This is a genomic window from Kitasatospora saccharophila (genome assembly GCF_039529925.1).
Classification (GTDB): Bacteria; Actinomycetota; Actinomycetes; order Streptomycetales; family Streptomycetaceae; genus Kitasatospora; species Kitasatospora saccharophila.
The window spans coordinates 1-10,695 of the sequence record NZ_BAAANS010000119.1 but is presented as its reverse complement, the minus strand read 5'-3'; the positions used below and the strand labels follow the sequence as shown (position 1 = coordinate 10,695).

Below are 10,695 nucleotides of genomic sequence, written 5' to 3'. Positions count from 1 at the left end.
CGCGTCAACGTCCTGTGGGCTCTCATCCGTGACGGACAGTGCTTCCAACGTGGACTCCCGGTCGCATCAGCGGCTTGACAACAGCATTAGGAGGTGATGACGAGCTTGCCGCCCTTGGAGCCGGTGCGGCGCTCGTACTCCGCGAGGGCCGGGACGGCATGGTCGAGCGGTACCACGTCGGCGATCGGAAGCCGGAGGACTCCCTGTTCGGCGGCCCGCACGATCTGTTCGACATCGGCCCGGTCCGGGTTGGCGACCAGCACCTGGTAGGGGCCCGGTAGGGCGGCTCGCACGAATTTCGCCGGCGTGGGCCGGATGTCGACGATGCGGCCGCCGGGCTTGACCATCGCCTTGGCCGAGGTGAGCGGCAGCCGGCCGGAGGTGTCGAGGACGACGTCGAACCGCCGGGCGTAGCGGCTCGGATCGAAGTCGAACCCGACGAGCGGAGCGAGCCCGAGGTCGCGGGCCTCCGGCACGGCGGTGTCGCGGCAGCTGCCGCCGACCGAGGCACCCGTCATCGTGGCGAGTTGGACGGCCGACCGGCCGACCGCGCCGAGCGCGCCGGCGACGAAGACGGACTGCCCGGCCTGCAGCCGGCCCTTCTTGGCCAGCGCCAAGTACGCGGTGATGGCGGGCGTCGGGAGTGTGGCGGCCTCCTCCCACGACAGGTTCCCCGGCTTCCGCACGACCGACTTCTCCTTGACGAGAACCACCTCGGCGAACGCCCCGGCCGCCTTGATGCCCGCCGCCCCGATGACCTCGTCACCGGGGCGAACCAGGGTGACCCCGTCGCCCACCGCCTCGACGACGCCCGCGAAGTCGTGCCCGAGCGCGCGAGGGAACCTGCGGCCGGTGACCATCTTCATCCTGCCCTGGCGGATGCCGATGTCCATCGGGTTGAGAGCGGCCGCTCTGACCCGGACCAGGACCTCGCCCCGGCCCGGCCGGGCCGGCTGGAACTCCTCCAGTCGCAAGACTTCGGGGCCGCCGTACTCGTGGTACTGGATGCGCTTCATGTCGCCGTCCTCCCCTGGCTGATGTCTCTAAGAGACATGAACATAGCGGGAGGTGTGCGCTGTGAACACCGCCTTCGGCGTGATTAATGTCTCCGAGAGACATGATTAGTGGGTGGCGTTGAGGGCACGTAGCGCGGCCGCCGTCTCGGCGATGATCAGCGGCAGGGACCGCGACTCACCGTCGGCCAGCCACTGCGTGAACGCCGTCCGGAAGACCAGGACGCCGGACTCGGCCGCGAGGGTGGCCGCGAGGTCGGCGACGCCCCGTTCCCGCATCGCGTCACCGACGCTGCGGGCGAGGGCGGCGAACTTCTGGCGCTCCCGCTCCAGCAGCGCCGGCTCCGCGTCGATGATCGCCTGACGCGTCCGCACCTGCTCCCTCGGCAGGTGCGCGAAGGTGTCGGCCGCGCGGGCCAGCGCCAGCCCGACGAGCCCCATCGGTGACTCGCCCGGGGGCGCCTCGGTCACCCCGGCGACCAGATCGGCTTCGATCCGGGCCTGGCCGGCGAAGAAGACGTCCCTCTTGTCGGGGAAGTGCCGGAAGAACGTCCGGCGGTTCAGTCCGACGGCTTCCGCGATCTCCGCCGCCGTCGTCCGTTCGAATCCCTGCCGGCCGACCAGCTCCAGCGCCGCGTCCTGCAGGCGCGCCTGTGCGTCGGGTTCCCATCGAGCCACGTGTTCCTCCGCCCCGACCTTGATGACACTCCGAGACATCGTACGTCGGACGTCGAAGCGGCCCTCGGTTCCACCGCCACCTCCGGGACCTCTGCTTCACCTGATCCGGAACACGGGATACGAACCCACCCGGACATCTTGGTGGACGAACCGCAGGTCGGCGCTGTCGCGAACCGCCCTCCCCGTGATGCTCGCGCCGGTAGGCTCCCTGCATGGTGACTGCTGAACCGAAGGTGTCGCTCACGGGCATCAAGCCGACTGGAGAACCGCACCTCGGCAACTACATCGGGGCCATCAAGCCGGCCCTGGAGCTGGCCGGCGGGGCCGAGTCGATCTACTTCATCGCCGACTACCACGCGCTGACGTCGGTACGCGATCCGGAGTTGCTCGGCCGGTGGACCCGTTCGGTGGCAGCCACCTGGCTCGCGGCGGGGCTGGACCCCGAGCGCACGATCTTCTACCGCCAGTCCGACGTTCCGGAGATCTTCGAACTCCACTGGGTGCTCTCGTGCTTCAGCGCCAAGGGACTGATGAACCGTGCCCACGCGTACAAGGCGGCGCGGGACCGCAACCGCGAGGCCGGGGTCGAGGATCTGGACGCCGGGGTCAACATGGGGCTGTTCAACTACCCCGTGCTGATGGCCGTGGACATCCTGATCATGGAGGCGGACCTCGTCCCGGTCGGCAAGGACCAGTTGCAGCACGTGGAGTACGCGGCGGACATCGCCGGCGCGTTCAACGCCGTCTACGGAGACGCCTTCCGGCTGAAGATCCCGAAGGCCGTCGTGCCGACCGAGGACAGCGGCCGCACCCTGCCCGGTACCGACGGCCGGAAGATGAGCAAGTCGTACGGCAACACGATCCCGCTGTTCGCGCCGGAGGCGGAGCTGCGGAAGACCGTGCGCCGGATTCCGACGGACAGCACGCCGGTGGAGGCGCCCAAGGATCCCGACGCCTCCTCGGTGTTCCAGCTGCTCTCCCACTTCGCCGATCCGGCGACGACGGCCGAGGTCCGCGCGCGGCTGGAGGCTGGCGGCATGGGCTGGGGCGAGTTGAAGGACAAGCTGTACGTCGTCCTGAACGAGCAGCTGGGCCCGCTGCGCGAGCGGTACGACGCGCTGATGCAGCCGGGCAGCGAGTTGGAGGAGCTGCTGGCGATCGGCGCGGCCAAGGCGCGCAGGCGGGCCCAGCCGGTGCTGGAGCAGGTGCGGAAGGCGATCGGGATCGGCGGCTGATCCCCCGGTCTGTCAGCTTCTGGAAGCCGCGGCCCGGGCGACCTGGTCGGCTGCGTGCCAGGCGGTGGTCCACTTGCCCGGCAGGCAGACGACCAGGTTCGCGACCTGCCCCCAGCCGGCAGGCGGATGACGGAGATCGACCACGACCGCCGACGGGTCGGGTCCGGTACCTACCGGCTCCGCTACCTGGCCCCATTGCAGACGGACCTGCTCTGCGGGCAGACCCGGCCACCGTGTCGACAGGGCCGCCGCGATCCGGTAGTGCTCGATGGCGTCGTCGGCAGGACCGCCAGGACGGCCGGGAAGTGCGACGCGGAGTTCGTTGCGCTGGGGGCTTACGGCGAGCAGGTCGCCGTCGAGCCAGTAGGTGAGCGGGAGCCGGGGAACCGGTTCCTCCAGGACGCCGTACGGCAGGTTGCTGATCGCCAACGGGTGCTGAATGCCCAGCAGGTCGAGCAGATGAGCCGTGCGGTGGCCGGCCGCCAGTACGAGGGTGTCGGGCCGGTAGTACCCGGCATCCGCGCTCCACAGGACCACTTCGGTCCCGGAGAGGACCGGCGCGCACGACGCCGGACGGGCGAAGCCGACCCCACGGGTCGCCGCGTGCGCGATGGTCTTGGAGTGCACCGCGGCCACGTCCACGGAGAGGTCGGGCAGAGCGAAGGCGGCGGCAGGGGCAACGGACGGCTGAACTCCGTAGCCGTCCAGTTCTGCGGCGGACAGTGGTCGTGCGGGGATCCCGAGGTCGGACCACGCCTGCGCGTAGCGCTCGACTTCGCTGTGCGAGCCGAAGAGGGCCAAGCCCGGCGCAAGCCGGACGTCCTCGCCGATCAGACCGGACCAGCGGGAGCGGTGCTGCCAGCAGGCGGCCGCAACCTCGGGGAGCACGGGGGCGTAGACGGCTCCCGAGTGGAGTTGGCCGAAGTTCTGCAGGGACGCGCCGGCGGCGCCGTCGCCGTGGCAGCGGACGTGGTGCCCTTCCTCGGCCAGCCGGGTGGCGGCGGTGAGTCCGGCGAAGCCGGTGCCGAGAACGACGGTGTCAGGGGTACTGCTCATCGTCTTCCTTCGATCGGGCGGGCTGATCACCCGCGATGACGGTCCGGGCGCGGGGCATGTTCAGGTACCTCTCGAAGGCGCGGACGAGCCGTTCGGGCGCACCGTGGTGGTCCACCCCGGCGCGGATACGGGGCGGCAGGAGCGCGAGCCGTTCGCGGCTGGCACGCCGGTGCGCGGTCGGGCTGTTCCGGCCCACCGTGTGGGAGAGGACGAGCGAGCCCAGCGCGCCGGGCAAGCCGGCGATCCCGCGGTGGACGTACGGTTGCGGATCACCTCCTCGAACGACCCACAGCGAGCGTCGCGCCTGGTGGTGGCCGACGGTTTGCAGAGCTGCTGCGGCAGCCTCGTAGGTGCAGCTGTTGCCGGCGACCGCGCCCGGTTGGTCTCCGGACCGTTCGGGCTTGGCGGTGCCGACGAGTTGGGGCAGCAGAACGAGGTCGACGGCTTCCAACCGCGCGTAGTGGAGAGCCTGTTGACGCTTGGCCCTGCCGTAGGGCGTCTGGAAGCCCAGCGGTGCCAGTGCGGCCGTCGTGCCTGCGGCCAAGACCCGGACCGCATGTCCCTCAACGGCCAGCAGCCGACGGGTTCGTACCGTGAAGGTGGTGGCGGCAGAGATCGACCGTCGCATCGAGACGACGCTCGTCCGGTCGAGGACGAGATCGACGAGGACGACCTCCCCCGCACCGCCCAGCAGGTCTAGCAGCCGGTCCTGCACCGATGCCCACCGGGCGGCAGCAGTCAGGTCCGCGCAGACCCAGCCGTCCGGCGGCGAGTCGTCGGCAGGGTTTCGGGAAACGCCGATGACTCGGTGCCCCTGCGCGCGGAGCATCGGCAGGAGGTGCCGACCGAGACGGCCGGCACCTCCCAGCACGACGAACGTCCGACCTGCGGTCACCGGCCGCACTCCCGCCAGATCCTGGCGAAGGTGGAGAACGTCTCGGCGAACCGGTGCTTGGCCAGCTCCCACCCGGTGGCCTCCTGTCGCCTGCGCCGGAATGCCGCCCGCGCCTGGTCGATCTCCACCATGGTCCAGCCGCTGCTCAGTTCGATCGCCGAGAGCAGGGGACGCTGGCTGGCCTCGTCGTCGGCGAGGACACGGGCGGCGATCTCCTCGTCCGCCATGCCGAGGTGGATGCCCGAAGCGGGGATGCTCTTGGACATCTTGGGGTAGCCGCCCAGGCCCTCCAGGACGCGGAAGTAGAGCGCCCCGAGCTCGACCTGCCAGCCGAGGCTCAGCTCGCCAGCCTCCCGCTGCCGGTCGAGGACGAGTCGGGACAGCTCGGTGAAGTAGCTCTCCTCCAGACCCGAGAGCATCAACACGCGGGCGGCGCCTTCCTCGGCGGGGCCGAGGATGTCCGCGACGGTGTAGAGCGCGTCCATGGTGAGGCCGACCTCGCTCCCGAGCAGACCGTGGTCCTGGTAGAGCTCGACCAGGTCCTCGTGGTGGTCGAGGAAGTCCTGGCGGCTGAGGAACCGGGCGATGCGCCCGCACCGCACGAGGTTGGTGGTGTCGGTGTGCGAGCGCATCCGGACCGGCGCGAACTCGGCCTGCGAGTCCAGGCCGATCGCCTGCATGAAGCTGAACATCTGGTCGCGGACGGCGGTGAGCTGGTTCCACGGCACGTTGCGGGAGTTCCACGCGCCCAGCTCGGAGACGACCACGGTCATCGGCACCCGCAGGTGGCGCTGCAGCTCGATCACTCCGAGCATCACCGACAGGGTGCCGGCGGTCGGGGCGTTGGTCGGTCCGAATCCGGTCACGACGGCCAGCGGACGGTCGGAGTCGAGGGGAAGGACGTCCTGCAGCCGGTCGTGGTGGGTGAACCGGCGGGTGAGGGGGCCGAGCGTCCTGCCGACCCAGTTCTCGTTGACGGGCAGCGGTTGCGGAGTCATCGGAGGCCCTTCGAGGCGGCGGAGCGGAGACGGGGAAGGAGCCGCTCGGCGCGGCCGTCCAGGCGGGCCTCCCGGACGAGTTGGAGGGCCTCGTCGTCAGCGACTCCCGGGTGTGCGGCGGCGAGGATCGCGGCGGCGTTGCGCTCGACCAAGTCCGTGACGGCCGGGTCGCCGTCCGGGCGGATGGACTCGACCAGGGCAGCCGCGTTGGTGGCGTGGTCGGTGCGGTGCCTCACGACCCGCCGCCACGGACCGGTGGCACCGTCGCTGTGCTGACTGACGAGTTGGACAGCTCCGTGTTGCAGTACCGCGCTGGTGCTCGTCCCGAACGAGGCGAGTTCGTCGATCCGTTGCCCGGGCCCGATCCAGGTCGTCACAACCCGGCCGCGGGCGATGTCCGGGCGCGCTGAATGGATGCCTGACGCGGCGGTCCGCACGTCGTCGTGGGCCAGTCCGTGGAGGAACGCGTCGGCCGACACGACCAGGGTCGCGGCCGGCATGAAGAAGCTCATCGGGCTGAGGAAGTCGAACCGGCCGTCGTAGCGGGCCGCGTAACGCGGGCAGAAGGACGCGTAGTCGACGAAGGCGATGCCGTACGTGGCCGTGAACTCGGGGATGCGGGCGGGATCGGTCAGCGAGGGCACGCCGAGCGCGGCCAGGACGTCGGACGCGCCCGAGACGGCCGAGACCGACGACGAGGTGCCCTTGACGACGTTCGCACCGCTGGCGGCGGCCAGCAGGGCGGCGGCCGTGGAGACGTTGAACGTCTTGAAGGTCTCCTTCCCGCTGCCCGAGACGGTCACCGTGCCGTCCGGCACGACCACCGGATCGACCAGGAACTCGGCGAGCGTGTCGTCGAACGTGACGACCTCGGCCCAGACCTGGGTGAGCAGGGCCGGGGTGAGGCCGTCGCCGTCGAGCAGGCGGCGGGCCCAGTCGCGCCAGCTCTCGTCGGCCTCGTCCCCCTCACCGCGAAGGGCCTCCGCGAACTGCTGTGTGTCCACCGAGCAGGAGCCGTCGGAGGCTCCGGGAGGGGTGGCCGTCCTGCGAACCTGACGTGGGATGAAGGGAGTTGACTGTACATCTGAGCGTGATGCGGGATGGAACATGGTGCGGCCTCCAGTTCGTTCGTACCGGTGGGCACTGTTGCCACGGACATCACAGCGGACCTAGCGTGATCGCTGTATCACTCCGAGTTGTCGAGGCCGTTCGCCGTCCCGCTCAACGTGACTTCAACATCCGCTTACACATGGGATCGCCGACCTCGGACCTAGGCTCGGAATCGTGCTGACGAACCGTGAGCTGGTGGGGGACTTGAGCAGGGACCGATCGGGCTGGCGGCCCGAGAAACTCCGGGAGATGCGAGAAGCCCACGGGCTCACCCTGGAGGCGGCCGGCGAACGCCTCCGTGAGACCGCGCGCCGTGCAGGACTCTCCGCACCCGCTGCCAACTTCCAGACGCTGTGGCAGCACGAACAGGGCGAAGTCTTTCCCGGGCCGCACTACCGGCGCGCGTACTGCCTGCTCTACCGGGCGACCGAGCCCGAACTCGGCTTCCGCAAGGCGCTCCCGGCCGAGCAGGTCAGTCATCAATCCTCCGACTGCAAAGAGCAGTTGGAGAGCGAGCACGTCCAGGCCGTCACCCGGGCGCTCAAGCACCTGGTGCCCACTTCGGCGAAGGGCGGCATCCAGGGTGCCCAACAGCGAATCCTCGACGCCTGGCGCCGCCGGCACACCGGTGGCGACCCGAACCAGCCCTCACTCCTGCTGATCGGTGGATTCGCTGGAAGCGGTAAGTCCGAATTCGCCAAGTTCATATCCCAGTTGACTGGTTGGCCGCTCCTCGACAAGGACCCGCTCACCCGGCCGCTGGTGGAGCGCCTGCTGACCGAACTCGGCTGCGACCCCAACGACCGGCAGTCCGAGACCTACCGGACCGAGGTCCGGCCGCTGGAGTACCAGTGCCTCATGGAGTCGATCCTCGCCAACGTCGAGTGCGGCATCTCCACCGTGGCCACCGCCCCGTTCATCAGCGAGATGACCGATCCGGTGTGGATGCGGCGCCTGACCAACCGCTGTGCGGCGCACCAGGTGGAGGTCACGCCGATCTGGCTGGAGTGCGACGCGGACTCCATGCGCGAGTACATCGCCTTCCGTTCCGCCGCCCGCGATGCCTGGAAGCTCAGCAACTGGACGGACTACGTCGACGGGATCGACCTCGACCTCCGCCCGGTCGTCCCGCACCTCGTCGTCGACAACCGCTACGGATCGGCCATCGCGGTCGCCGACCAAGCCCGATACGCCCTGGGAGTGGCACGCGCATGAAGACCGGGATCATCCTGTACGGACCGCCGGCCAGCGGCAAGGACACCATCACCGCAGCCCTCATCGAGCAGGACCCACGGCTGGCCCAGTTCGCCCGGCTCAAGATCGGCGGCGGCCGCAGCCAGGGCTACCGGATGGGCACCCCCGGCCAACTCCGCCAGCTCGAAGCCAGCGGCGGCGTCATCTACCGCAACGACCGTTACAGCAACATCTACCTGATCGACCGACCGGGCCTCGACGCCGTCTTCGCCGCCGGCCGAACCCCGATCATCCACCTCGGCCAGATCGCTGGCATCGGCGCCCTCACGACGGGCTACCCGGCATCCTGGCTCACCGTGCAGCTCTCCTGCCCACGGCGCGTGACCGAGCAGCGGTCCGTCCTGCGCGGCGACACCGACACCCCGGCCCGCCTCGCCGCCTGGGACGCCACCGAAGCCGACGTCCTGGCCCACCCCTCCGTAGGGTGGGACCTCCGTCTGCGGACTGACCGGCAGTCGATCGAGGAGTCCGCGCAGGTCATCAGCGAGGCACTGAAGCCAGCCGATGAGCCGGCCTTCTAACGGCGTTCGTGGAGACGGGCCAGTGCGTCCACCAGGCTGAGTTCCGCATCCCGCGCGCCCTCCCAACGGAGAAGTGCCTCGGCCGCGCCGCGCATCGGCTCACCCGGCAGCCCGCACTCCTCCAGCAGTTCGGCGGCCTCCACCAGCTCGGGCGCCCAACGCCAGGCCCGGGCAGCGGTCTTGGGGATGTAGCCGGTCTCCACCAGGTAGCTCCCCGAGCGACCGGCGGCGATCTCCAGCAGCTCGTCCTCGACACCGTGATCGGCGGCCAGCGCGTACGACAGCGCCGCGAGCACCCGGGACGCCTTCTGGTAACTCGTGTACGAGAGCTTGAGCGCGCTGGCCTGTCCGAGCTCGGCTCCGAGGACACGGGCGCGTACGTCGGTACCGGCGAACAGCCGCACCACCTGGTCGACCGCCCGCTCGGGGCCGGACAGGAACAGGCGAGGCTGCTTCCCGCCACGCGGAGGCGAACCCACCACCGAGCCGTCCACGACCGTCGCGTCGGGCAGCGCCGACGCGATCCGCTTGACCCGTTCCGGGGTCACGGCGTTCGCTTCGACGTAGACCCCTCCGTAGCCGTGCTCCGCGACCTCGGCGGCAAGCTGCTCGGCAGCGGCAGGTGGGCAGACGGAGAGCAGGATCTCGCACCGCGGAACCAACTCGCCGAGGCTCGGAAGCTCGGTGAGGCCGGCCTCGACCGCGCGACTCCGGGTGGCCTCGCTCCGGCCCGCCGAGCACCAGAGGACAGTCGTCCCGGCCTGGCGGATCTGCGCCGCGACCGCTGCACCCATGCTGCCCGGGTGCAGCATTCCGACCACCGGCCGACCGCTGTTCATGCGTGAACCCCGTTCATCCCGAGCAACAACTCGATGGCTTCGCCGGCGTCCGAGACGACGTGATCCGCTTCGACGGCGTTGCCGTTACCACCGGACACCCAGATCGTCCTCAGACCGGCAGCCCGCCCACCGGCCACGTCCTTCTCGGGGCTGTCGCCGACCATCCACCCGCCGGAGAGCCCGTCGACCCCCAGGAGGCGGGCCGCCTCGGTGAAGATGCCGATCTCCGGCTTGCGGATGCCGACCTCCTCCGAGACGCACACGGCGTCCACCCGCCGATCGATCCCGGTCCGCGCGAGCTTGGCCCGCTGTATGTCGCCGGCACCGTTGGTCACGACCGCCAACCGCCAACCGGCCGCGCGCAACTCCTCCAGGCCGGACAGAACCGCGGAGGGACAGGTCACGGCGGCTGCCATGCCGCTGCTGTAGCGCTGCCACAGCTCATCGGTCGGAGCGGAGAGGGCGAACTCACTGCGCAGGCGGTCGAAGTCGCTGCGGTAGGCGCGCTCGTACATCGCGTCCAGCAGCCACTCCTCGACGTCCTCGGCGAAGCCGAGATCGGAGCAGAAGCTGCGGACGCACGCCCGGAACCCCTGCGTGCGATCGACGAGGGTGTCGTCCAGATCGAAGAAGGCGAGTCGCTGCACGGCGGCAACTCTACTGTGGGCAAGGACGGTTGCTCGGGCCTGGAGCAACGGTGCCCTTCCCGGAGGAGCGCCGGGAACTGGGGTGGCTTTCGGCACGGATTGATCGGGATCCGATTTCCGGCAGGCGAGGTGATTGTCCGATGAGTTCGTAGGTGGGCGGGTTCAGGTGTCAAACGGCTCGGTGGAGAGGGTGATTGACGATCGATTCGGAACGGAATCGGTCGAGTTTGGTCGCCCGTCGATCGGGTCCGTTTTCGGGTGGTACGTGTGCTACGTTCCGCGTCGGAAACGGAAATGGTTGACCCCGGCGGTGGTGGAACACCCCGGGGTCCGGCACCAGGAGTTAGGGCTCCCCATGCATGTTCATCGTAGCGCGCACGCGCGCAATTTCACGGTGTTGCCCAATGAGGTCTTGCAGGACCGCAGGCTCACGTACACCTCGCGGGGGC

11 protein-coding genes are annotated in these 10,695 nt (G+C 69.9%); 3 read left to right on the top strand and 8 right to left on the bottom strand.

Features of this window, described 5'->3' with window-relative positions; translation table 11 throughout:
- Nucleotides 1-86: 86 nt before the first annotated feature.
- Nucleotides 87-1,016 (bottom strand): NADP-dependent oxidoreductase, encoded by a 930-nt coding sequence (locus ABD345_RS39210; protein WP_344559499.1) that lies wholly within the window; start codon nt 1,014-1,016, stop codon nt 87-89.
- A gap of 105 nt (nt 1,017-1,121) precedes the next feature.
- Nucleotides 1,122-1,691: a TetR family transcriptional regulator gene (locus ABD345_RS39205; protein WP_344559497.1), complete on the bottom strand. Its 570-nt coding sequence runs from the start codon at nt 1,689-1,691 to the stop codon at nt 1,122-1,124.
- Between the two features lie 212 nt (nt 1,692-1,903).
- On the opposite strand from ABD345_RS39205, the gene ABD345_RS39200 reads away from it, so the two are divergent.
- Nucleotides 1,904-2,926, top strand: coding sequence for a tryptophan--tRNA ligase (locus tag ABD345_RS39200; protein WP_344559492.1), 1,023 nt, complete (start codon nt 1,904-1,906; stop codon nt 2,924-2,926).
- Nucleotides 2,927-2,938: 12 nt separating this feature from the next.
- Here the strand turns inward: ABD345_RS39200 and ABD345_RS39195 are convergent, their stop codons facing one another.
- The 4 genes from ABD345_RS39195 to ABD345_RS39180 are packed head-to-tail and all read right to left on the bottom strand — an operon-like array spanning nt 2,939 to nt 6,879.
- Entirely contained in the window at nt 2,939-4,012 is a 1,074-nt protein-coding gene (locus ABD345_RS39195) for an NAD(P)/FAD-dependent oxidoreductase (protein WP_344559490.1), read from the bottom strand.
- Nucleotides 3,966-4,877 (bottom strand): NAD-dependent epimerase/dehydratase family protein, encoded by a 912-nt coding sequence (locus ABD345_RS39190; RefSeq protein WP_344559488.1) that lies wholly within the window; start codon nt 4,875-4,877, stop codon nt 3,966-3,968. The genes ABD345_RS39195 and ABD345_RS39190 overlap by 47 nt, the downstream gene beginning before the upstream one ends.
- The gene (locus tag ABD345_RS39185; protein WP_344559486.1) at nt 4,874-5,875 is read right to left on the bottom strand and encodes a nucleotidyl transferase family protein; all 1,002 of its coding nucleotides are present in this window, start codon (nt 5,873-5,875) and stop codon (nt 4,874-4,876) included. Before ABD345_RS39185 ends, ABD345_RS39190 begins: the two co-directional genes overlap by 4 nt.
- Complete coding sequence (locus ABD345_RS39180; protein ID WP_344559484.1) at nt 5,872-6,879, bottom strand: hypothetical protein; 1,008 nt, start codon at nt 6,877-6,879, stop codon at nt 5,872-5,874. The genes ABD345_RS39185 and ABD345_RS39180 overlap by 4 nt, the downstream gene beginning before the upstream one ends.
- A gap of 355 nt (nt 6,880-7,234) precedes the next feature.
- Here ABD345_RS39180 and ABD345_RS39175 point away from each other — a divergent pair, with 355 nt between their 5' ends.
- Nucleotides 7,235-8,200, top strand: a complete 966-nt coding sequence (locus ABD345_RS39175) for a P-loop nucleotide/nucleoside kinase family protein (protein WP_344559482.1) — start codon at nt 7,235-7,237, stop codon at nt 8,198-8,200.
- Complete coding sequence (locus ABD345_RS39170) at nt 8,197-8,760, top strand: guanylate kinase (protein WP_344559481.1); 564 nt, start codon at nt 8,197-8,199, stop codon at nt 8,758-8,760. The genes ABD345_RS39175 and ABD345_RS39170 overlap by 4 nt, the downstream gene beginning before the upstream one ends.
- On the opposite strand, the gene ABD345_RS39165 is transcribed toward ABD345_RS39170, so the two are convergent.
- Nucleotides 8,757-9,572, bottom strand: coding sequence for a DUF1932 domain-containing protein (locus ABD345_RS39165; RefSeq protein WP_425556960.1), 816 nt, complete (start codon nt 9,570-9,572; stop codon nt 8,757-8,759). The two genes, ABD345_RS39170 and ABD345_RS39165, sit on opposite strands and share 4 nt — an antisense overlap.
- A 23-nt stretch (nt 9,573-9,595) precedes the next feature.
- Nucleotides 9,596-10,246 carry an HAD family hydrolase gene (locus tag ABD345_RS39160; protein ID WP_344559478.1) on the bottom strand — a complete coding sequence of 217 codons (651 nt, stop codon included), beginning with the start codon at nt 10,244-10,246 and terminating at the stop codon, nt 9,596-9,598.
- Between the last annotated feature and the right edge of the window lie 449 nt (nt 10,247-10,695).